We start from the raw sequence: 22133 nt of genomic DNA, 5'->3' as shown, positions 1-22133 counted from the left end.
GTTCACAGCTGAAAACGGTTTTCATTTTCAACCTAGCATCACCACCTCGATCAGCCGCATTGGGGGCAGGAGGCACAGAAGGTCGCCGCAAGGCCGTCGAGAGCCGGCGGCGCCGTCCTCTGTATCGGTCATGAACGCGGCCGGGAGGCGTAAGGGAGCAGCGCCATCTCACGGGCGTTCTTGATGGCGCGGGCGATCTGGCGTTGTTGCTGCACCGTGACGCCGGTGACGCGGCGGCTGCGGATCTTGCCGCGGTCGGAGATGAACTTGCGCAGCAGGTCGGTGTCCTTGTAGTCGATGTAGCTCACGCCCTGCAACGGGTTGCCCTTCTTCCGGAGGGTGCGGCGGGGCTTCATGCGATCTCCTTGAGGTCGAGGATGTGGGCGAAGGGGTCGTCGTAGCCGGCCCACACGTCGGAGCCCGCCAGGGCCTCCTCCTCGGTGAGCAGGCAGGAGTCGAGCAGAGCGTGGAGGCGCTCGCGGTCGAGGTCGGGCCCGCTGAACACCAGGTGCTGGACGCGGTCGCCGGTGATGTGGTCCCAGTCGAGGTCGGCGGCCGTGCGGCGGGCGGGGGAGACCATGTCCCAGGCGGCCTCCGGGAGCGCGGCCAGCCAGGGCCCGGCGTCCTCGACCGACACGATGCCCGCGACCGCGTCCCAGGCGAGCAGCCGATCGGGCCGACTGGCCAGCCAGAACCGCCCGCGGGAGCGTACCGACTGGGTGACCAGCTCGTCCACGGCCTCGAACAGGCGGGCGGGGTGCAGCGGGCGCAGCCGACGCCAGACGACCGTGGTGATTTCGTCGGTCTGCGCGTCGCAGGGCAGTTGGGCGGTGGCGGGGTCGACGCGTTCGGCCAGTTCCCGCGAGCACAGCCCGGCGCCGGTCACGCCCGGCAGCGACTCGGTGAAGACCGGGGTGCAGGGTGCGAGGTGGGCGAGCACGGCGCGGGAGAGCTCCGCGTCCTCTTCATCGCCGCCGTGCAGGGTCAGGGCGGTGGCGTACTCGATCTGCCTGGTCAGGACTTCGGCGAGATAGCGCTGGTCGCCTGCCGCGGCCGGCTGGCCGGTCTCGCTCAGCCGGTCTCCGCGGGTGATGTCGACGGGCATGTGCTCGGCGTGCAGCGCGGTCAGCACGCAGGTCAGCCGCAGGATCTCGTGGGCTTCCTCGCAATCGAGAGCCTCGGCGACCGAGCGCGGCTCGACCGAATCCCACAGGTCGACCACGAGCAGCGACGCGGTGGCGGCGTGCCGCACCAGCTGAGGGAGAAGGTCCTCGCGGACGGTGCAGGTGACACAGCCGTGCGCGAGCCGTACGTCGGCCAGGTCGAGCACGGTGGAGGCGTCGCGCACCACGCGCTCCACCCGGCCGGCGGTCACCTCCCGCAGGTCGTGGTGGACGGCGAGGGAGCCGGGGTGGTCGCGCAGAAGGCGATCGACGACGCGCGTGCGAGCAGAGGCGTGCAGGCCCGCGACCAGGACGACAGGGGTGGACATGGGGCCTCCGAGCGAGTTGCGGGAATGAAAATGATTGTCGTTATCATTACACAGACCGATGGCGAGAGAGGAAGGCCCATGGCCAGAAACGAGCTACGCCCCGTGATCAAGCTGCGATCGAACGCGGGGACCGGCTACACCTACGTGACCCGCAAGAACCGCCGTAACGACCCCGACAGGCTCACGCTCCGCAAGTACGACCCGATCATCCGCAGGCACGTCACCTTCCGGGAGGAACGATGAAAAAGGGCATCCACCCCGGCTACCACCCGGTCGTGTTCCGCGACCCGGGCGCCGGGTTCGCCTTCCTCACCCGCTCGACCATCACCAGCGACAAGACGATCGAGTGGGAGGACGGCAACACCTATCCCGTGGTGGACGTCGACGTCTCCTCGGCGAGCCACCCCTTCTACACGGGGCGCAGCCGGGTGCTCGACACCGCCGGCCGGGTCGAGCGGTTCAACCAGCGCTACGGGAGGGCCTGATGTCCGCGCACTGCCAGCTCACGGGAGCCGCTCCTGTCTTCGGCAACCGCGTCTCCCACTCCCACCGGCGCACCCGCCGGCGATGGAACCCCAATATTCAGCACCGCCGCTACTGGCTGCCCAGTGAGAACCGCCATGTCCGGCTCACGCTCAGCGCCCGTGCGATCAGAACCCTCGACAAGATCGGCATCGAGGCCGCCGTCACCCGGATCCGGGCCCGGGGAGAGAAGATCTGATGGCCAAGAAGAGCAAGATCGCCGCCAACGAGAGGCGCAAGGCTGTGGTCGTCCGCTACGCCCAACGGCGTGCGGAGCTGAAGAAGGTCGTACGCACCGGCACTCCGGAAGAGCAGGCCTCGGCTGTACGCGAGCTGGCGCGCCAGCCGCGTGACGCGAGCGCGACGCGCGTGCGCAACCGAGACGCGGTGGACGGCCGCCCGCGGGGGTATCTCGGCACGTTCGGGCTGTCCCGGATCCGTTTCCGGCAGATGGCTCACCGGGGCGAGCTGCCGGGTGTGACGAAGGCGAGCTGGTGATCGTGGCCGTCCCCAAGCGCAGAACCTCGCGCAGCAACACCCGCCACCGCCGCAGCCAGTGGAAGGCGACTCCACCCGACCTGGTGCCGATCACTGTGAACGGACGCGAACTCCTGGTGCCCCGCCGATTGGTCCGCGCCTACCAGCGCGGGCTCATCGTCCCCGGCTGACCACAGCCGACCTCACTTAGAGGCACGCGCCGGTGCCCGATCATGACGGGCGGCGCGACGGTCAAACGACCGAAAGGCCAGGTCCCTGATTTTGGGAACTGGCCTTTGAGCTGGTAGTTCGTGGTGGGGCTACCAGGACTTGAACCTGGAACCTCTTCCTTATCAGGTGACGGTGGCATATGTCCGAACTCGTCATATGCGCTCTCTAGCTGCGGTGACTGTCCACTGTTGTCGACCGGTGTCCAAGGCCGTCCGTCGGCGTTGTCACGAACTTGGTCACGCAGTGAGCCTTGCCGGTCTGCCAGCTCATCGCACGACGCTCACTCGTCGTAGATCTGATCGTCCTGCTGGCTGACCTGCGGTGACTAACCAGCTCATACACCAAGCTGGACTTTCAGCGTTTGCCACTCCTCGTCGTTTCGCCTTGCTTCTCGCGTTCATGTGCCCTGAAGCGCCGGCCTGACGCAGAGGCGTCACGCAGAGTCCGGCGACGGGCTGGTGCTGCCGAGCCGTGATCGCTAGTCTCGCCGTCCGTGCAGGAAACCCTCTCCTTCGGACCGCCTGAGGGTCCGCCTCGCGCGAGGCGATCACAGTGGCTTTGGCCGGCCCTGGGCCTTGCGGCCGTCGTTGGTTTGAGCGCTGCAACCTATGGCGCCGTCGAGGTCAAGCGGGAGTTCGACCGGCCCCCGACCGACTCCGAGCTGCACGCCGCGTCGGTGCAGGAGATCGGGCTGCGGTGGCGCACCAGGTCGGCGGGCGAGATCTTCCCGGCCACCGTCGACTATGGCTCGGGCGGCGCGAAAGAATTGGCCGTCCGTGTGGGGGTCGCTCCGGAGGCGTCCTGCAGCAAGGCCCTGGACGCGGTGATCGCGAAGGTGGCCGTGGCCGACGGCTGCAGGGCCGTGCTGCGCGCCACCTACCTGGACAAGACCCAGACGTTGGTGACCACGGTGGGCGTCGCCGAAGCACTCAGGCAGGCCGCCCGGTTGAACCGGCTGCCCGCTCGGCCCCGCCGAGCAAGTACGCGGTACGGCCCACGACCCGCTTCGGCGGCCTCCCGGACTCTCCGATCAAGGCCGTACAGTGGGACGAGACGAAGCTGATCCGCTACGGCTCCATCTCCGGTGCTTGATTCCTCCTGCTGGTGATCTCTCTTGTCATCACTGCCGTGGCCATGGTCCGCAGGCGCAGGGAACGCTTGGAAAGGACCGTCACGGGTGATTCCCTGTCTCGGCACGCGCTCGGCACGCCGCCCACCGCGTCCGAGCCGGGAGGGATGAACCGGAGCCCTGAGTGGCTGTGAGTTGCGACAGCGCTCCTCAGTACGGTCCGCGTGATCACCAGATCAATTGGACGGCGCCTTCCGAATCCGGCATTACAAGCCCAGCACCACCGACAGCTGTAATGATCAATACATACGCCGCATGCCGATAATGGACGTGCCGGCCTATGGGATGAGCTCACGCCAGCGAGCACCCTCTCCGGGAGAGGGGCACTTCCGCGACTTCTCAGTGACGGAGAGTGAGTACGGCGCGAGCCGCCTGATTGCGCGCCGTCGACAGTTCTGCCGATATGGCGTCGATGTCAGCCTCGTCCATGACGATCGCCGCCTCTCGCGGTTTGCGCACATCCATCATCGCGATCCTGAGATGAGTGGGCGGATGGGTCGTGTCGATCGACGACATACGCAGGGCCGAGACCCGCAGCCGTCGTAGCCGCTCGGTCTGGGGAACCGAAGCGATGTAATCCCGCAGTTCCTGCCAGAGGTCGACGTCGCTCTCCTGGTTCAGCGCGCGGTAGAACCCTCCCTTCTGGTGCAGGGCGGTCTGACGCTGGAGCAGGGTTTCGACGCTCTCATGTAGGGCCAGGGCTTCCAACATCGATCTGGTCGCCGCCGATGAGGCCACCCGTGCGGCGAGATCGTCAGCCAGGTACTCGGCGCGCTGCCCGCTGCGCAGCGTGAGACGGTGCAGCGACAAAAGGATCAGACTCGTGATCTTGTGCGGGATGAACAGCAGCGCCGCGGCGGTGATGGAGGCGAGTGTCGAGATGAGGTCCGAGCCCGCACTGACGATCCTGCTGGGATGGGTGACCTTGTACCAGTGCACGAGAGCTGCGGAGGCCGAGTGCAGCCACAGACTGCGACGGCTGTCGCCGTTGCTGGAGTGCCCGAACTCGTGCCCCAGCAAGGCGACCCGCTCCTGCGGGCTCAGTACCTCCCACAACGCCAGGCCGATTGTGAGAACGGTACGCCGGCGCAGCCCGCGTTTGCCGAAGGTCGCGTTGTAGTCCGGGGTGACGCGGATCATGTCGGCGTGCGCCACCCCCAGCTCGTCGGCGACCCGATCGGCGAGATCGTACAGACGAGGTGCCTCGGCCCGGCCCAGCGACCACTCATCCCGCCGAAATCTCCCCAGCCTCGGCCGCAGGGAGAAGGCGACCATCAGCCCCAGCACGCCAAAGACTCGGGCCAGGAATATCCCGTTGATTATGAGCCATATCGATCCGGCAGCGAGAGCCACGGTGCTCAGGTGCACCACACCTGCGATGACCATGGCCGCCGCTCCCGCTCGGTCCCGCCCGTGAGCAGGCTCCCGCGCACTGCCGACCTCGGCGTACAGCTGTTCGACGGCCGCCCGGTCGGCAGCGCGGCGCCTGTCCTGCCATCGACGCCTTCGCCGGGCGGGCGCGGCGGCCGTCTCCGCCAGCGGATCGACGTTCCAGTCACATGCCGGGCACCAGGCGCTGAACCGGGGGTCCGTCGAGACGGGGGCGGAACACGAGGGGCAGATGCTGTCGGACGGGGACATCATGACGCAGATCTTGCCGGAGAAAGACCGTGTAGCGGCACGAATTCGGGTACCGGCCGTGTTGGAGACCGGCTCCTGAGCTCACCGAGTTCGCCACAGCCGGATGCTCGTACAAGCACGGAACCCGCACCGCTTACACCATCGGCAAATGCCGCTGCGAGCACTGCCGGGCCGCGTTTGCCATCTATCGGGCGGAGCGGCGCGTCCTCGGATAGCCAAGACGGCCCGGCGTGATGGGCGGAAGGCCGATGTAGAGATGGGGACGGGTGCGTCGGTGGCGGCGAGGTTCGCCGGCGAACCGCTTCCACCTACGGGTTCACCTGCCCTTGCCGCCTGTCACCGCTCTCGCTTTCGCGGCGTCTGCTCCGTTGGCGTGGGAAGGGCTGTGCTCGCCGTCACGGGCCGCGGCCCCGCCGATGACCAAGCCGAGCAATGCCAGTTGTGCCGCCGGCATCCGGCTGCGGGCATCACCCATGCGCCGCACGGGCGCGGCCCGGCGATGAGCCGGACCGCGCCGTCGTAGGACGTCAGCCGGCCCGGTAAGCGCGGAGGATCGTCTGTTCGATACCGCTACCGCCGTCGGCGGCGGCCTTCACCCGCAGCGAGACGAACTGACCGGCCGTGACCTGTGGCAGGTCGGCGCGGTAGCCGTCGTGGTCGGAGTGGACCTGGGCCGGCGTCCAGGTGGCGCCGTCGTCGGTGGAGGTCCACACCTGGAAGGAGGTGACCGGCTGGGCCGGCAGTCGGGTGGCCTGCCGGACGGCGAAGGTCGCCGCATCCCCGGTGGGGTGGTTGGCAGCGTCCAGCCCAAGCGCGTAGTCGACCGACAGCAGCGGCAACGGCACCCTCTTCGTGCCGCTCGGGCCGGCCGACCGGAACGTCCACGAGGTGGAGACCTTGGTCGAGACCGGCAGAATCAGGCTGGTCTCGACGTCGAAGGCCAGCCGGTAGTCCGCCGCCTGCTCCGGGACGGTGAAGTCGGCGCGCGAGGCGGCCCGGCTGTCGACGAGCTTTCCGTCCCGGTATAGCGACAGCGTGCGCTTGACGCCGACCGTCCCGCCCTGCAGGCAGTCGGCCCGCTGGTGCTGGTCGGTGAGCATGACCATGTCCACGTGCAGGTTGCCGCTCGTCCGCGAGGGCGGAGTGGCGCAGAGGTTGTACTCCGCGCCGACCGGGTCGTCGTACCAGTCGGAGTGCAGCGGCTGCCGGGCCCAGATCTTGGTCTGCCGGCTGCCGGGCTGGTAGCTCCGGGCACCCTCCTGTGCGGGCAGGCCGCCGTAGACGCCCTCGTCCTGCCAGACGACGCCGGGAGAGAGGTAGTCCGTCCGGGCCACCGGCAGGTCGAAGCTGAGGTCCCAGGTCAGGTACGCCCCGTCCATGCTGTAGCCGGTGCGTATCAGCTGGGTCACCATGCCGGGCACGTCCATCTGGTTGAACCGCTCGTCGATCCGGGCGAGTTGCGCCTGCTCGGCCTTGGTCACCTGATAGGTCGGGTCGGCGGGCACACCGTCGGCGTACTCGTGGACAAGGTTGTAGCGGTACGGCTGCGCCGTCCCCTGCGGCGACTCCAGGGCGAACCCCGCGTAGGCCCGCAGGCTTCCGACGGAGGGCTGCTTCATCGAAGCGACCGACACCTCCCCGTCGCCGAAGCCGGTCACGGCAAACCGCCAGACGAGGCCGTTCCGCGAGGTGTGCAGCGTGCCGACGTCGACGGCGGAGATCCTGGTCGCCACGCCGTCAATCGAGGCGGTCACCCGCTTGGCCTGTGCGGGATCCAGCTGCACCGTGCGGTCGCCGGTGATGCTGACGTCGGCGTCTCCGACGAGGACGCCGCGCTCCTTGGCGAGATCCTGGTCGATCCTCGGGTCGTAGGCGACGTACCCGCCCATCACGGAGTAGTGCCCGGCGGGGACCCGCAGTGTGACGCTCTCCCCCGGCGTGGGAGACACGCCGTCGGCGTAGACCACCGGGTCGTCACGGTTGATCACGGTGATGTTGACCCAGTCCACCGCGTCGGCCGACATCGGCGGCATCTTCACGGTGGTGATGGTCAGGTCGTAGCTCGGAGGCTCGACGTAGAAGGCGACCGGCGTGCTCGTCACGACCTTCTTGTCTGGGGTGCGCGTGGTGACCATGGCCATGTAGTAGCCCGGCCTTTCGGCCAGGGCCCCGCGGTTGATCCGCAGGGTCGCACCGGCGGTGACGCCCCGCTTCAGCTTCAGCCGGCTCTCCGACAGGGTCGCGGTGCCGCGCGGTGCGGGCGTGCCCGCGTGGTCCGTGACCGTGACGTCGAGGTCGAGGTCGACGGTCGCCGGGGTCGGCTCGCCGGTCCAGCTGAGCTTCGCCTCGCTGGTTCCCGACTGCGGGTATCGGAACGTGCCGAGGTTGACCGTCGGCTGGTCGCTGACCGGCCCGGACAGCGCGCGGGCCGCGTTGAGCCGGCCCGCGCCGACGGCGTACTGGTCGGAGCTGGTCAGTGGGTCGGCGGCGCCGACGAGCGCGGCCTTGAGCCGGTCGGCCTTCCAATCACGATGCCGCTGGACGAGGAGCGCTGCGGCCCCTGCGACGTGCGGAGTGGCCATCGAGGTGCCGGAGGAGAAGACGTAGTGGTCGTCCATGGGCGGGCCCAGCGTGGTGCCGGCGGCTCGCGCGGCGACGATGTCGACGCCGGGCGCGACGAGCTCGGGTTTGGCGGCGTGGGTGTTCGTCAGCGGCCCGCGGCTGGAGAAGTCCGCCGGATGGTCGTCGCTGTCGACGGCGCCGACCGTCAGCGCGCTCGCGGCGGCGCCGGGCGACGAGATCGACCCGCCGTTGTTGCCCGCGGCGATGACGAACAGGGCGCCGGTCTCCTTGGAGAGCGCGTCGACGGAGAGCGACAGCGGGTCGGTGCCGTCGCTCGGCTCGCTACCGCCGAGGCTCATGTTGATCACGTCGGCCCGGTGTGTGGCCCACTCCATGCCGGCGATGATCTGGCTGTCGGAGCCGGAGCCGGAGTCGTCGAGGACCTTGCCGATGACCAGCTGCGCGTCCGGCGCGACGCCGCGGCGCTCGCCGTGGGAGGCGGCGCCGGTGCCGGCGATGGTGGAGGCGACGTGGGTGCCGTGGCCGAAGTGGTCCACGGCGTCGCCGCCCTCGACGGTGAAGTCGGCCTTGTCGGCGACCCGGCCGGCGAGGTCGGGGTGGGTGAAGTCGGCGCCGGTGTCGAGTACGGCCACCTTGACGCCCTTGCCGGTGTACCCGTCGTCCCAGGCCTGCGGCGCGGCGATCTGGCTCAGGTTGTGGTCGAGCTCGGCGGTGGCCGAGGCAGCGGTGGTGGTGAGCCCCGTGGTGGTGAGCGCGTTGGCGTGCACCTTGCGGTCGAGCCAAACCTTCTTGGCGCCGGCGAGCAGCGAGTTGGTGGCCTGCCTGGCGACGGCCGGGTTCTTCTTGGGGATGTGCCCGGCAACCGAGCCGATGCTCGGCAGCGGCCGAACGTCGCCGATGGCCGTCATCCGGGTGTTCGCCGCGGGCTGCACGATCACGGGCAGCTCTTGCGTGCTCGCGTCGTCGTACCCGTCGTCGATCAGCGCGGTGACGTCGAAGAGTGTCGGGTCCAGGACCGAGCCGACCTGCGCCGCGACGCGGGCTGGGATGACGTGCACGTGCCCGTTGGGGCCGCAGGTCTGCTGGATCACGGCGTTGCGTTCGACGGGTTGCACCGTGACTCGAGGACAGCCGGAATCGGTCGTTTCGACGGTTGCCACGTCGCCCGTCAACAGGGTGACGGTGTACCTCTTGCCCCCGCTGGAGGAGGGGGTGTCGGCCATCGCCGGATGGCCGGGCACGACGTTCAGCATCGTCGCCGTGACCGCGAGGGCCGGCAGCCATCGCATTCTTTTGAGCATCTTGCTCCTTACAGGGGGGGCGGCCGCGTAACGTGCGAGGCGGCCGGAGATCGTATTCAGTTTTGTGTAGAGCTGGAACTCCAACTTGGTGCCGCCGCAGCTCGACACCGACGACCGGAGCCCCACTCGCTGCACTACGCGACGAGCTCACTGCGTCGCGCCGGCGGGACCAGGAACAGGTCGCGGCGCTGGTTGGTCCCGCTGCCTCCACAGGTGCCTCCCTTCGGGGGAGGGCGGGAGGCACCCGGCGCGTGCCCGGTTATGGGTTGACGCGACTCGTTCACGGCTTGGTTACAGGGCGAGCCGATACACGCCGCTGTGTCCGGTGCCTGCGAACAGCCACCCGCCGTCGGGCGAGACGAGTACCGAGCGCACATCGCGGTCGGGCAGGTCCGCGGAGACATCGACCCAGTGCGCGCCGCCGTCCACGCTGCGGGCCAAACCCTGGCCAGGCCCGCTCGCCGCGTCACCGGACGCGGCGAACACCGTTCCGTCCGGCGCGAAGGCCACGTCGTCGTAGCTCGCCGCGGTGAAGCCGACGGCGTCGCTGAACGACGCGCCGCCGTCATCGCTGACCTTGATCAGGTTGTCGCCGACGACCACGATGTGCTCGGGGTCTTCAGGGTCGACCGCGACCCGTTCGACTTCTCCTGTGAGCACCCTGTCCGCAGTTGCGCCGGAGTCCCTGCTCAGGTAGAGCCCGGTGACATCGCCGATCCACAGGGAGCCATCTGCGCGGGGATCAATGGCGACCGACCGAACGCCTTCCACGCCCGGGAGGAAGTGCTGCTGGAGGGTCTTGCCGCCGTCCGTACTGGAGTAGAACCCGTAGAAGGAGGCGGCGACGTAGACGTTTGACGGGTGACGGGGGTCGACAGCCAGCGACCGGGAAGTTCCGCCCACGAAGGTCAGTGTCCGCCAGTGGGCCCCGCCGTCGCTTGACCGCTCAAGCGCGATGCAGGAGTCCGGGCAGAAGGCGTTTCGTGCTCTGAGCAGGCCTCGGGCCGGCAGGGTGGCCAGCGCGCCGATCGCGTTACCCACGGCGGCAGGCGATCGTCCCGTCCAGCCCCAGTCCTGGAAACCGGTCTTGAGCTTCTCGGACAGCGGTGCGCGTGAACCGTAGCTGTCCACGGTCGTACCGGCGACGAGCATCGGGCCCGACACGGCCAGTGCGTCGACCTCGACGGCGGGCACGCCGATGCGCCGGTAGCTGGCCGAGTCGCGGGTGGTGAAGGTACCGGCGGGTCCGGTCACCACCTCCTCGTCCGGACGGTCCGGGAAACTGCCGAGATCGGTGTAGAGGTCGACCGCGGTGAACGCGTTCGGCCGGGGAGTCCAGGTGCGACCCTGATCGGGACTGATCCACAGGTTCCTGCCGGCGCTCGTGCCGTCGGCGGCCGCCTGGCTCGCCTGCACCTGGATCTCGCCGCTCGCGGTCAGCGCGATGAAGAGGACAAAATCCGTCCCCCACGGGCCGGTCAGCGTACGCCAGCTGCGGCCGTTGTCGGTGGAGATGACCGCACTGCCGTCCCGGGTCTGGGAGGCCACGACGAGCCCGTCGCGAGCGGACAGGTGCTGCACGAAGATGTCGCCGGGGAGGGGAAGTTTCCGTGCTGCCTGCGGATTCGTCAGCGCGTCCTCGATCAGGTAAAGCGCACTGCCCGTGCCGGCGAACAGATCGTTGCCGCTGAGCGCGAGTCGGCTCACCTGGCCGGGCGAGCCGGGGAGCAGCGTCCAGTGCGCTCCCTGGTCCAGGCTCTCGTAGACGCCCGCGGTCCCCGCGGCGAAGACCTGCCGGCCCGTGGGCGACACCACCACGTCGGTGATGTCCGTCGGGCTGTCGAGGACCGAGTGGAACGTCTCGGCGCCGTCGTCGCTGCGCAGCACGTGGCCCTGACCGGTGCCCAGAACGGTCGCCGCCACCCAGACCACGTCGGCGTCGCGGGGGTCCGCCGCCAAACGGAGGCCGCTCGCATCAGGGACGCCCAGCCAGCCCGGCTGACGCCATGTCAGACCACGGTCGTCACTGCGAAAGACGCTGTATCCGGCGTCCGGCAGCACGTACAGCCGCGATGGTGCCGCCGGCGTGAACGCGAGATGGCCACCGCTGGCGTTGGGGCCCATCGACTGCCAATGCGAATGGGACGCCGTATTCGCCGCGCTCGTAGCGACCGCGGGCGCCGCGACCGTACCCGTCGCGGCCGCGGCCGTCGTGGCGGATGTGGCGGCCGCGACGGCAAGGACCACGCCCAAGCCCGCTGCGAGCACGATCCGTTCCTGGGGGGATTTGCGATTCATGCGATCAGCGTTGATCAGCTCGTCGTCTACTGTCACCGCTCAACTGGTGTCCGAACTACGACATGTCGCAAGTTCGTCAACCAGCTTCGTCCGGGACCGCGACGGCCGGCTGGTCCGGTGGCGTACCGTCGGTCGGGTGTGAGGCCAAGCTGTCGAGGCGCGCTCCAAGCTCACGGACAAGACCTGATCCGAGCCGTCGTGTGATGGGCACTGAGTTCCCACCAAGGCCTTCAGAGGTTATGGTCGACAACCCTGACCTGCACGAGTAGGCGGTCAAACGGGCCACCTCACTCCCACGTTTGACCGCATAACAAAATCTGAATTACGGATGTCATGATTGGACGATGCTGGAGGTGGCGGGGCTCAGCGCCGTGGAGGAACGCACGTACCGGCTGCTCGTCGCAGCGGTCGAGGCCGATGTCTCGCACCTAGGAGATCTCCTCGGGATGGACGTGACCGATGTCGAGGAGACGCTGCGGTCCATGCGGGACAAAGGCCTCGTGCGGCTGGTTGCTCCCGAGGGGCGGCGGTATGCCCCGGTGCCCCCGGAGATCGCCCTGGGCGCCTCGTTGTTGCGACAGCGTCAGTCGCTCGATCGGGCGCGCATGTTCGTGGACCAGTTGTCGGCGGAGTATCGCGGCAACATCCGCCGTTTTGACTCCCGAGAGCTCGTTGAGCTGGTGCCCACCCGGGACGCCATCCGGGAACGACTGATCTACCTGCAGGACAACGCCCGCGACGAGGTCGTGTGCTTCTGCCGGGTCGGTCCGGTCGTCTTGACCGCCCAGGAGAACGACGCCGAACCCGCGGCGCTGGCCCGCGGAGTCTCCTATCGAGTCATCTACGAACGGGCGCATCTGGAAGAACCGGGCATGCAGTCCAACGTGGCGTACGGCATCAAGCTAGGGGAGCAGGCCCGGGCCGTCCCGCACCTTCCTGTACGGATCACCGTCGTCGACCGCGAGGTCGCGTTGCTCCCCTTGATCCAGGATTCCGGAGTCGCCGAACCGACGGCTGCGTTGATCCGCGACAGCACACTGCTGGATGCGATACTCGCCCTGTTCGGCGCCTACTGGGCACGTGCGATCCCGCTGCGCGTTCTCGACGACGGCGCCCTGTCCATGGAGGCGATGCCCCCCCTGGACTCTGACGACCTTTTCCTTCTCTCCCTACTGGTCACGGGCGTACCCGACAAGTCCATCGCCAGCCAGTTGGGCATCAGCCAGCGAACCGTCCAGCGACGGATCTCCCACATCATGGAGGCCGCCGGCGTCCAGACACGGATGCAGTTGGCCTGGCACGCCGCCCGCGAACAGTGGCTGTAGCCAGTAGACGGGGCTGATGGTCTTGTGGCACCCGGTGTTCTCGGCGGCCGAGTGCCACCCGCCCTCCGCCGGCCGCTGTCTTCGGGGTCTCCGGCAACGTAGCCGCGGCAGATCCTGCCGCTGATGCCGCGCAGTGCCGGTACGGCAACGCCGACGGCACTCACCGTCCACTGCCGCCCATCCTGTCGGGCCGGGTCACGAGCGACCGCCAGACCGCATCCCGGGCGGCGTTCGAGCAGGAGGGGTGGATCAGCACATTCCGCAGCTCGATCAGTGACATTGGCCGGCGGGGGAGGCCGTGCCCGTCATGTGTGACTCGGGCCCAGCTGACGGACGAAGAGTGGAAGTTCATTAGACGGCACGTGAAGCCTCTCGCTGTGAGTTGATCTGTCGCAAGACCACTTCTAGCAGGGGCTTCACGTCTTCTGGCACCCAGGGCGGGACATGCAGGGGCAGGCAGGCGCCGACCAGACGATCACTATCCGTGATCTCCGGTTATTCGGAAAGGCTCAATCTCCGTCCCTCGCGTGGGAGACCGATCGTCAGGATCTGTCGATGTGGATCGATGTCTGCTACCTGCTGCCGGACGTCCGTGATGGCATATCGATGGCGAACGATCAAAAGGCCAGGTCCCGAATGTTGGGAACTGGCCTCTGAGCTGGTACTTGGTGGTGGGGCTACCAGGACTTGAACCTGGTACCTCTTCCTTATCAGGACTGACTCGTCAGTGTGGATCTCTGGCAGTATCAGGCGGCTCTGGAGGAACTGAAAGCGGCCCCCGAGCCCGGTGCCAAGCTGTCGGCGCTCCTGAAGGCCGCGGAGTCGTGCAACGGGGAGTTGGCGCACGGCCTGGAGACGGAGTGGCTCGACGAGCACCGCTACCCCCTGACCCGGTCGCGGGCCGACGTCCTGAGCCAGCTCGCCGAACTATGCGGGGATGACGATCCCGAGCAGGCACTGGTTGCCTTGGAGAAGGCTCGCACGCTGGATCCCGACACCGAGGAGCCCTACCTCCGCATCATCCGCCTGCAGCTGAGCCTCGGCCGCAGGGACGACGCGCGGCGGACCGCCAAGCTGCTCCGCCAGCGCCAAGCCGGCCTCGGAATTCCGCCCCATCCGAGAACAGAGAGAGCTCTTGCCGCACTGTTCGCTGGTAAGGAGTCCTGAAATTCCCCGCTGGACATCTTGGAGCACAAATCCTGAGCTGTCCCTGATGGGACTCCGCCCCGGTGTACTGGGCTCCGTGGTAGGCGACCACTAATCGGTACGGTTCCAGCCAAAGAGATCCGGCCTCTGTCTCGGCCTAACCGGTTATCGGTGAGCGTGATTACCGGCTTTTCTTCGCAGCGAGGAACGTCCCACGACGGCTGCCACCGTCAGCAACGCGATCGTGTACACCATCGCGGCCAGCGCGACCGCGACCAACGCCGGGGACGGCTCGATCCCGAAGGCCGCCAGGCCGGCGATGATCGGGACCAGTCCCGCCGCGAGCATCCACGCCTCAACCTGCTCGTGCGTGACCCGCCAGCACCGATCGTCCGCCAGCCCGGCCAGGGAGGCCAAGCCGGCAAGGTGGCCTATCCGCACCGGACCGATCGCGACTCGTCGTGACGCGAGCATCACCGCGACGCCGAGTATCAGCAGCACAACCCCCACGAACTCGTTCATGCGGTCCTCGACGCCTCGTGGACGTGAGCTTTCGGCTCCGGCATCCGGCGCGCCGACGGCAACGATCTGGTTTCCCCCGGCATGTCCGTCACCGGCACTTTGGCCGTGCCCAGGACGTGACCGACGCCGCGGAACACCACCGGTTCCACGGTCTCGATCACGAAACCCGCCTGCCGGATGGCGGCAAGGGCGTCGCTCGCCGGGCGGCAGCCGCCGAGAACCCTGGACCAGAGTGGGGAGAGCAGGCTCTGGCAGAGCGAGATCATGTGGTTGCCGGAGCGCTGATGCTCGTAAAACCGCAGTTCGCCTCCGGGGCGGAGGATCCGTCTCACCTCGCTCAGGGTTCGAGCCACCGATGGGGAGCAGCACAGGACCAGCGAGGCGACGACCGCGTCAAAGGACGCATCGGGCACGGGTAGACGGGTGATCTCACCCTGATCTTCTTGCCGTCTCCCGTACCGATCTCGAGGACCCGGCCCGTCAGGTCACTCACCAGCCGCAGGCGCTGCGGCGTCGGGCGGTTCCCACAGCACACCGGACGCGGATGGTGGAATTGCTCCATGCCGCGACCGAGGAGCCGCCTGGTATCCGGTGGATGCTCCGCGGAAATGCCCATGTCTTCTCCTTGTTTCGGCTTCTCCCACTATGGGTCGTGGCCGCCAGAGGAGACAGGAATCTTGACGCGACTCTGACGGGCGAGGCGCCAATCGCTACGACTTCTTGAGGATCTTCGAGGCAGGTGTCAGGACCACGTAGGAAAATCGTCGCCGGCCGTCAAGAAGGGGTACAGAAGCCCAGAGATATGACACCGAAACGTGAGAATGGTGCGTATAGCATCGGCTGTGTTCATTCGCCCAGTCGCCATACGCCGCTGACTGCCCACGTTCACGTCTGTCCGGCCACGCCGGCCACGGCGAGATCGCTCGGGGGAACTACATGGACGTTCACCTGATCAATCATGAGGGGATCGAGGAGCGTCCCGTCGAAGAGCTGCCGACACTGCTTGGGCGACAGGACGGCCTGGTGTGGGTGGACATCCCCCGCTGTGACACCGATGCCGTCCGTGTGCTGGCGGAGGTGTTCGGCTTCCACTCCATGGCGATCAAGGACTGTGTCGAACGCAACCGTGTGCCGAAGACGCACGCCTACCGGGATCATGTGTTCGTCCTTATGCATGCGCCCGAGCGGGGGAAGCGCGGCCACGTGCACTACATCGAGCTCGACCAGCTCATCGGCCGGAACTATCTGGTAACTGGTGTCGCTCCTCATCGGTGCTAGAACGGAGGAACTGCGGGCGCTCACCTGGGCGCATGTGGATCTGGACGGCCAGCCGGACGCCGATCCCTCGATACCTCCATCGATCATGGTGTGGCGCTCGGTGCGTATCGGGGGAGACACCAAGACCGAGAAGTCCCGGAGAACCCTCGCTCTCCCCAGGCTGTGCGTGGTCGCCCTGCGCGGGCACTGTGAGCGGCAGGCGCTCGCGCGGAAGAAGGCGGGAGACCTGTGGCAGGAGAACGATCTCGTCTTCGCGAGCAAACACGGGACCGAGCTGGACGCGGCCAACGTCCGCCGGGCCTTCCGAGTGATCCTCAAGAAGACCGATCTCAACGAGAACGACTGGACACCTCGGGAGATGCGACACAGCTTCGTCTCGCTGCTCTCCGACTCCGGCATGGCGCTGGAGAACATCTGCCGCCTGGTCGGCCACAAGGGGACCGTGGTGACGGAGAAGGTCTACCGCAAGCAGCTCCGCCCGATGCTCCTCGAAGGGGTCAAGGCGATGGATCAGATCTTCCCGCAGGCTTGATCACTGTTCATGACCGCGTCTCGACGTCCGCGTTGGGCTTGTCTTCGGCTCGGCGCGCGCCAGCGATCAGGGCGAGGGCAGCAATAGCACCATAGAGCGGGAGCACGAACCCAGGCCCCTGCGAACCCTCAGGGCAATAGGGGGAGAAGAACACGATGGTCGATAGTGCGTAGTAAGCGGCTGTTGCGAGGGCTCCGCCCGCTCCTATCCAGGCCAGGAGTCGGCGCCTTTGGGGCAGTGATCGCCATGCGGTCACTGCCAGCGCTATCAAAGTAGGGGGAAGAAGAGTGGCCATCGCGCCGAAGCCCAGGCCGAGCACATCACGACCGGTGTATCCGCCTTCGGTGTTCAGATAGGCGCAGATGTAGATCTCTGTATCTACTGGTAACCAAACCCACTTAGGAAGCGTGGACAGAAGGATGGCACCCATCCAGCACAACAGCTCGCGGTGCTTCATCGCCCATATCCCCCAGGACCTCACAGCCGCTCATCCTCCGGGCGGACCTCGGGACGGGGAGGCTCAGTATTTCGGCTGTAGCTCGTGACCTTCGGACGACATACGACCTTAGTCACTCACTTAGTCACCCGGAAGATCAAAAAGGCCACTCCCCTTGATGGGGAATGGCCTCTGATCTGGGTGGGGCTACCAGGACTTGAACCTGGGACCTCTTCCTCATCAGCGCCTCTTGAGCGTTCAACCGCCCGTGGCGCCATAGCGACCAACTCCTTATCATCCCAGGTAGAGAGCATGATCCCGATGCTGCCTGTGACGGTGGATGTCGCCAGCAGGCGCCGGGTCCACTAACGAATCACTATGATCGCCCGCGGACTGTCGAGCGCCGAGATCGCGGCGGAACTCGTCGTCAGCGAGCACACGGTCAAGACGCACGTCAGCAACATCTTCGGCAAGCTCGGCATGCGGGACCGGGCGCAGGCCGTCGTCTTCGCCTACGAATCAGGACTGGTTGCCGCGGGGTCCGGCTAGTCCCGCAGGGGAAGCGGAATTCACTCCGAGCGGCGATCCGCGGCGGATGGCGTCTGGGCGAACATCTGGGGATCCAGTTGAGGGAGTGATGATTTTCGCCAAGATACGAACCGCAGCCGCCCTGGCACTGGCGCTGACGATCGGCGTCGCCGTGTGGACACCGCCTGCTGGCGCGGCGGCCGCGGGCGACTCCGCGGGTGCCCGGAGTGCCGGCGTTCGCGGTGCCTGCGCCACGACCACCTCGCTCGGCGCGGTCGAAGGCAGGGCCGCGGGGAGCGTGTGCACCTTTCGCGGCATCCCGTACGCCGCTCCACCCGTCGGCGCGCTGCGGTTCCGCCCGCCGCAGCCGACAACCTCGTGGCATGGCACCTTGCGAGCGACCGACGGAACCCGCGTCTGCCCACAGTTCCGTGATCAGCAGTCTGAGGACTACCCGGACGACAAGAGCGTCTACGCCGATGAGGACTGCCTGTACCTGAACATCTGGACACCTGCGACCGACCATCGCAAGCGACCGGTGCTGGTGTTCATCCACGGGGGCGCCGCCACGTACGGCACGGCCAACGAACCTAGGTACGACGGGACGACCCTGGCCTTCAAGGGGGACGCGGTGGTAGTCACCCTGAACTACCGGCTCGGGATGCTCGGCTGGACCGAGCTGGGCGGTGCCGATGCGGCGTACCGAGGCTCCGGTAACAACGGCCTGCGCGACCAGATGGCCGCCCTGACCTGGGTGCGCCAACACGTCGCCGACTTCGGCGGCGACCCGTGGAACGTCACCGCGATCGGCGAGTCAGAAGGCGCCTTCTCCATCGGCGCGATGCTCGGCACCGACAACCCGAACCGATTGTTCCGCCGAGTCATCCTGGAGAGCGGCACAGGCTACCTGGCGCACGAGCCGGCCATGGAGGCCAAGCTCACCCCGCCGAACCTCGACGTCGCGGCGCTACGGACGATGAGCACCCAGCAGATCCTGCAGCTTCAGCAGCAAGTGCTGGGGGCGCTGCCCAACGCCGCGGCGCGAGCCGTCTACTTTGCCCCGTACATCGATGGCACGCTGGTCCGCGGGCCGGTACTCCAGCGGGTCACGACGGGGCACGCCAAGGGCATCGACATCATCGCGGGTTCCAATCGCGATGAGATGCGGTACTTCGAGCAATTCGATCCAGCAATGCGGCACATGACGCAGAACGACTACGACGCGTTCTTCCCCCGGCAACTCAACGGGCAGCGGCGACGGATGGTCACGGCGTACCAGGCGGGACGACCCGGCGCGTCGGAAGGCGACGTCGCGCTCGCCATGCTCACCGACCAGGGACTGCGGGTGCCCGCCACCCGGCTGGCCGAGGCCCAGAGCAAGTGGGCACGCACCTACGTCTACCAGTTCGACTGGGCGCCGCAGGACAAGGACAGCCTCGGCGCCGTACACACCGCCGAGCTTCCGTTCGTGTTCGGCACGCTTCGCTTCACCGGGATTCCGGGCGGGCAGCAGGCGCTGGCCACCGACCGCGCGCGCATGACCAGATTGTCACAGCAGATGGTGGCCACCTGGACTTCGTTCGCCAGAACCGGCGACCCCAACGCCCGCCATACCGGTGATCGGCCGGCTTGGCCGCGCTACACCTCGACAAAGCGCACGACGATGATCTGGGACACTCCCCCGCATGTGGCCAAAGCACCCCGCGATGCCGAGCGCGCACTATGGGACGGCTTCGACTTCGCTGGCCTGGATCTCAATTTCTTTTACGGGCGCGAACCGGCAGGACAGGGGATCGGGGCGCGGGTGTCATCAACAGGCGCCCATCCAGCGTGACGAAGACAGTCTTCTCAACGTTCACCTCACAAGCCAAGACCACAGTGGCACCGGGTCGCCCGGTGCCGATGTGGACTGATCTCTGTTACCTAGTGAGGTTCGGTCGCACTGACGAACGGCTAACAAACGATCAAGAGGCCCGATCCGCGATCTTGGGATCAGGCCTCTGAGCTGGTCATTCTCGGTGGGGCTCGCAGGACTTGAACCTGGGACCTCTTCCTTATCAGAGATTCTTCGACGTGTATTGCCACCCCTGGTCGATGCTCGCTGAATGGGTAAACTTGCAGGTGAAAGGCATGATCGAATACCCATCAGTGACCAACCGTCACCCGAGATGACGCCGAGTCTCACGGTCAGATGACGGTCAAACGATCAAGGGGGTGATCGCCGGTTGGGCTACTCGCGAAAGCGGATAGGCCGCAACGGCAAACCGAGGTACACCGCCTACTACTTCGACATCAAGGGGATGGAGAAGTCCGCGGGTACCTTCTCGAACAAGAAGGACGCAGACGCGGCCTGGCAGAAGGCGGAGGCCAAGGTCTCCGAGGGCCGGGCGGGCGACCCGAAGCGGGGACGTCAGCCGTTCGAGCGGTACGTCCTCGAGGTGTGGCTGCCGAACCACGAGATGGAGGCGACCACCCGTGAGAAGTACACCTACGCCATCCACAAGCACCTGATCCCGGAGTTCGGCAACCTCAGGATGATCGACATCCTCCCCGAGCACGTACGCCAGTGGGTCGCCATCATGAAGAAGAACGGCGTCTCGCCGGTGACCATCAAGAGCAACATGGTCATCCTCAGCGCCATCTTCACGACCGCACTTCATGACCAGGTGACCTACCTGCATCCCTGCAAGGGGGTGAAGACGCCGCCCGTCGTCCCGAAGCCGCTCACCATCATCACGCCTGAGCAGTTCAACACCCTCTATATGGCGCTCCCGGACAGCGACAGCCGACTTCTCGTAGAGACGGCGATCGAGACAGGTCTGCGGTGGGGCGAGCTGACGGAGCTGCGCGTCAAGGACCTCGAAGTCCGTTCACGCATCCTGACGGTCAGCCGCGCCGTCGTAGAGGTCAACCCGAAGTTCCACCCAAAGGGCGAGCGGTTCCTGATCAAGCCGTACCCGAAGGACAAGGAGTTCCGCCGTTTCAAGTTGACGGCCCAGATCGTCCTGAAGCTTCAAGCTCACGCTCAGACCGAGAAGTTGGGTCGCGATGACTTGTTTTTCAGGTGGCGACAGAACCCGACACCGAGAAGCCAGGTGCGAGTGGTTCCCGATCCCGACAAGCTCGGATTCACCGAGCCTAACGCGGCCGGACGGTCATACAAGCACGGAACTCGCACCGCTTACACCACCGGCAAATGCCGCTGCGAGCACTGCCGTGCCGGGTTTGCCATCTATCGGGCGGAGCGGCGCGCCCTTGGCAAAGACAACCCGCGGCAGCCGCGGAACCGCGACACCGACGGCCACATCCCCGCTGACTGGTTCCGTCGACAGGTATGGCAGAAGACCCTGGCTAAAGCAGACCTGGAGAGCACGGTGCGGATCCATGACCTACGCCACGCCCACGCCTCCTGGCTGTTGTCCGGCGGCGCTGACCTCCAAGTGGTGAAGGAGCGACTTGGACACGGCTCCATCAAGACCACCGAGAAGTATCTGCACACCCTGGACGACGCCGACGAGACGGCGCTCGACGCGTTCACGAAGATCCGAAACCGCAACGCGCGCAGGTCGTCCTGACATTGGTACGGCTCGCTCCACTGCTGGCTACGGAGGCGAGCCTTGATCCTGCTGGAGGAAACGAGGACCAGTGGCCGAGCCTATGGAGGGCGCCGACCAACGACGAACCGAAAGAGTCATCCTGATAGCGACGATCACCAGCGTGGTCGTGCTCGCATTCATCGCCGGCTCGATCTCGTACCGGCATCTCCATCTGCTTGCGCTTCGGCATGGCGAGTCGCCCTGGACCGCTGCGCTACTGCCGCTGAGCGTCGACGGGATGGTGCTCTGCGCCTCGATGGCTCTGCTTGCTGATTCGAGGCGCGGGAGGCGCGGCGGAGTCCTGCCCTGGACGCTTCTGGTGGTCGGCAGCCTCGCGAGCGTTGCCGCCAACGTCGCCGTCGCCGAGCCATCCTTCATTGGTCGTGCCGTGGCAGCCTGGCCGGCCTTCGCCATGATCGGCGGCTTGGAAATGGCCTTCCGGCTGGTACGACAAAGCGTCGCCCGCCGACTCTCTCCTGAGGAGCGCACAGCCGTCTCAGCACCCAAATCAGGCAACGACGCGCCTCAAGCTGACGGCGGGCTGCGTGGACGCACCCTCCAGCAAGAAGCATGGCAGTGGGCACTCCGAAACCGCCGCCCAGACGGAACTCTGCCTCGATCCGTTGATCTGGCCCGGCAATTCCACCGCAGCCCCCGCTGGGCTCGCCTCGTCAAGTCGTCTGGATTAAACGGCACCTTGACCTAGCGAATGCCGAAGTCCGCGGCAGCGGAGCCGCTTGTCCGCAGCGGCCTTTCAAGGACCGCAGAAGCATCTTCGGGTGGCGCGGGATCACCTTAGCCTCGGCGAGGGCGAAGGGACCATCCCCGCATGCGCGGGGAGCACGATGGCGAAGTCGGTGAGGATCGGCCCGGGTAGGGACCATCCCCGCATGCGCGGGGAGCACCTGTTCTGGGTGCCCGCTCGGCCCGGTCACGCGGGACCATCCCCGCATGCGCGGGGAGCACAGCTCGATGTCCCGCAGGATCGTCGCCGTGGAGGGACCATCCCCGCATGCGCGGGGAGCACCTCGTGACCAACCTCATGGCGTATGACCGAGGGGGACCATCCCCACATGCGCGGGGAGCACACGCGCTT

21 protein-coding genes, 1 pseudogene and 1 CRISPR repeat array are annotated in these 22133 nt (G+C 67.0%); of the genes and pseudogenes, 14 read left to right on the top strand and 8 right to left on the bottom strand.

Features of this window, described 5'->3' with window-relative positions; translation table 11 throughout:
* Window positions 1–128: 128 nt before the first annotated feature.
* Both rpsR and BXA11_RS39915 read right to left on the bottom strand, forming a co-directional pair.
* Complete coding sequence (gene rpsR, locus BXA11_RS39920) at window positions 129–356, bottom strand: 30S ribosomal protein S18 (RefSeq protein ID WP_076443147.1); 228 nt, start codon at window positions 354–356, stop codon at window positions 129–131.
* The gene (locus tag BXA11_RS39915) at window positions 353–1492 is read right to left on the bottom strand and encodes a CobW family GTP-binding protein (protein WP_076443145.1); all 1140 of its coding nucleotides are present in this window, start codon (window positions 1490–1492) and stop codon (window positions 353–355) included. Before BXA11_RS39915 ends, rpsR begins: the two co-directional genes overlap by 4 nt.
* 78 nt (window positions 1493–1570) lie before the next feature.
* On the opposite strand from BXA11_RS39915, the gene rpmG reads away from it, so the two are divergent.
* The 6 genes from rpmG (at window position 1571) to BXA11_RS39885 (ending at window position 3785) form a co-directional block, all read left to right on the top strand.
* A complete protein-coding gene (rpmG, locus tag BXA11_RS39910) occupies window positions 1571–1735 on the top strand; it encodes a 50S ribosomal protein L33 (RefSeq protein WP_030512521.1) in 165 nt (54 codons plus the stop codon).
* Window positions 1732–1977 (top strand): type B 50S ribosomal protein L31, encoded by a 246-nt coding sequence (locus BXA11_RS39905; protein ID WP_076443143.1) that lies wholly within the window; start codon window positions 1732–1734, stop codon window positions 1975–1977. The genes rpmG and BXA11_RS39905 overlap by 4 nt, the downstream gene beginning before the upstream one ends.
* On the top strand, window positions 1977–2213 hold the full coding sequence (gene rpmB, locus BXA11_RS39900; protein ID WP_030512523.1) for a 50S ribosomal protein L28: 237 nt from the start codon (window positions 1977–1979) through the stop codon (window positions 2211–2213). The genes BXA11_RS39905 and rpmB overlap by 1 nt, the downstream gene beginning before the upstream one ends.
* Window positions 2213–2512, top strand: coding sequence for a 30S ribosomal protein S14 (gene rpsN / locus BXA11_RS39895; RefSeq protein WP_076443141.1), 300 nt, complete (start codon window positions 2213–2215; stop codon window positions 2510–2512). Before rpmB ends, rpsN begins: the two co-directional genes overlap by 1 nt.
* Before the next feature lie 2 nt (window positions 2513–2514).
* Window positions 2515–2682, top strand: a complete 168-nt coding sequence (gene rpmF, locus BXA11_RS39890) for a 50S ribosomal protein L32 (protein WP_076443167.1) — start codon at window positions 2515–2517, stop codon at window positions 2680–2682.
* A gap of 632 nt (window positions 2683–3314) precedes the next feature.
* Window positions 3315–3785, top strand: a complete 471-nt coding sequence (locus tag BXA11_RS39885) for a hypothetical protein (protein WP_076443139.1) — start codon at window positions 3315–3317, stop codon at window positions 3783–3785.
* A gap of 405 nt (window positions 3786–4190) precedes the next feature.
* On the opposite strand, the gene BXA11_RS39880 is transcribed toward BXA11_RS39885, so the two are convergent.
* From BXA11_RS39880 to BXA11_RS39870, 3 genes are all read right to left on the bottom strand, one after another.
* On the bottom strand, window positions 4191–5237 hold the full coding sequence (locus BXA11_RS39880) for a M48 family metalloprotease (RefSeq protein WP_159454909.1): 1047 nt from the start codon (window positions 5235–5237) through the stop codon (window positions 4191–4193).
* A 782-nt stretch (window positions 5238–6019) separates the two neighbouring features.
* Window positions 6020–9376 (bottom strand): S8 family peptidase, encoded by a 3357-nt coding sequence (locus tag BXA11_RS39875; RefSeq protein ID WP_204054094.1) that lies wholly within the window; start codon window positions 9374–9376, stop codon window positions 6020–6022.
* A gap of 291 nt (window positions 9377–9667) precedes the next feature.
* A complete protein-coding gene (locus BXA11_RS39870; protein WP_143734804.1) occupies window positions 9668–11674 on the bottom strand; it encodes a WD40/YVTN/BNR-like repeat-containing protein in 2007 nt (668 codons plus the stop codon).
* A gap of 344 nt (window positions 11675–12018) precedes the next feature.
* Between BXA11_RS39870 and BXA11_RS39865 the strand changes: the two genes are divergently transcribed.
* Both BXA11_RS39865 and BXA11_RS39855 read left to right on the top strand, forming a co-directional pair.
* On the top strand, window positions 12019–12999 hold the full coding sequence (locus BXA11_RS39865; protein ID WP_076443133.1) for a helix-turn-helix domain-containing protein: 981 nt from the start codon (window positions 12019–12021) through the stop codon (window positions 12997–12999).
* A gap of 729 nt (window positions 13000–13728) precedes the next feature.
* Complete coding sequence (locus BXA11_RS39855) at window positions 13729–14166, top strand: AfsR/SARP family transcriptional regulator (protein ID WP_076443130.1); 438 nt, start codon at window positions 13729–13731, stop codon at window positions 14164–14166.
* Between the two features lie 144 nt (window positions 14167–14310).
* On the opposite strand, the gene BXA11_RS39850 is transcribed toward BXA11_RS39855, so the two are convergent.
* Window positions 14311–14667 (bottom strand): hypothetical protein, encoded by a 357-nt coding sequence (locus BXA11_RS39850; protein WP_076443128.1) that lies wholly within the window; start codon window positions 14665–14667, stop codon window positions 14311–14313.
* Complete coding sequence (locus BXA11_RS39845) at window positions 14664–15095, bottom strand: class I SAM-dependent methyltransferase (protein ID WP_083744932.1); 432 nt, start codon at window positions 15093–15095, stop codon at window positions 14664–14666. Before BXA11_RS39845 ends, BXA11_RS39850 begins: the two co-directional genes overlap by 4 nt.
* 508 nt (window positions 15096–15603) lie before the next feature.
* Here BXA11_RS39845 and BXA11_RS39840 point away from each other — a divergent pair.
* On the top strand, window positions 15604–15945 hold the full coding sequence (locus BXA11_RS39840) for a CorA family divalent cation transporter (RefSeq protein ID WP_083744931.1): 342 nt from the start codon (window positions 15604–15606) through the stop codon (window positions 15943–15945).
* On the top strand, window positions 15923–16477 hold the full coding sequence (locus tag BXA11_RS39835; RefSeq protein ID WP_204054095.1) for a site-specific integrase: 555 nt from the start codon (window positions 15923–15925) through the stop codon (window positions 16475–16477). Before BXA11_RS39840 ends, BXA11_RS39835 begins: the two co-directional genes overlap by 23 nt.
* Window positions 16478–16484: 7 nt before the next feature.
* On the opposite strand, the gene BXA11_RS42890 is transcribed toward BXA11_RS39835, so the two are convergent.
* Window positions 16485–16934 (bottom strand): hypothetical protein, encoded by a 450-nt coding sequence (locus BXA11_RS42890; RefSeq protein ID WP_143734803.1) that lies wholly within the window; start codon window positions 16932–16934, stop codon window positions 16485–16487.
* 351 nt (window positions 16935–17285) lie between these two features.
* On the opposite strand from BXA11_RS42890, the pseudogene BXA11_RS39830 reads away from it, so the two are divergent.
* The 4 genes and pseudogenes from BXA11_RS39830 to BXA11_RS39815 all read left to right on the top strand — a co-directional run.
* Window positions 17286–17462: pseudogene (locus BXA11_RS39830) on the top strand (response regulator transcription factor); the annotation flags it as partial.
* 88 nt (window positions 17463–17550) lie between these two features.
* Window positions 17551–19275: a carboxylesterase/lipase family protein gene (locus BXA11_RS39825; protein ID WP_076443122.1), complete on the top strand. Its 1725-nt coding sequence runs from the start codon at window positions 17551–17553 to the stop codon at window positions 19273–19275.
* A gap of 391 nt (window positions 19276–19666) precedes the next feature.
* Complete coding sequence (locus tag BXA11_RS39820; RefSeq protein WP_076443120.1) at window positions 19667–21016, top strand: tyrosine-type recombinase/integrase; 1350 nt, start codon at window positions 19667–19669, stop codon at window positions 21014–21016.
* A gap of 70 nt (window positions 21017–21086) precedes the next feature.
* Window positions 21087–21743 carry a DUF2637 domain-containing protein gene (locus BXA11_RS39815; protein WP_239105327.1) on the top strand — a complete coding sequence of 219 codons (657 nt, stop codon included), beginning with the start codon at window positions 21087–21089 and terminating at the stop codon, window positions 21741–21743.
* Between the two features lie 109 nt (window positions 21744–21852).
* Window positions 21853–22125: a CRISPR direct-repeat array (repeat unit 29 nt; unit sequence GGGACCATCCCCGCATGCGCGGGGAGCAC).
* Between the last annotated feature and the right edge of the window lie 8 nt (window positions 22126–22133).

The sequence above is a fragment of the Microbispora rosea genome (assembly GCF_900156315.1).
Lineage (GTDB): Bacteria > Actinomycetota > Actinomycetes > Streptosporangiales > Streptosporangiaceae > Microbispora > Microbispora rosea.
The sequence above is the reverse complement of the archived record's forward strand: the minus strand, read 5'-3'. Positions and strand labels throughout refer to the sequence as shown.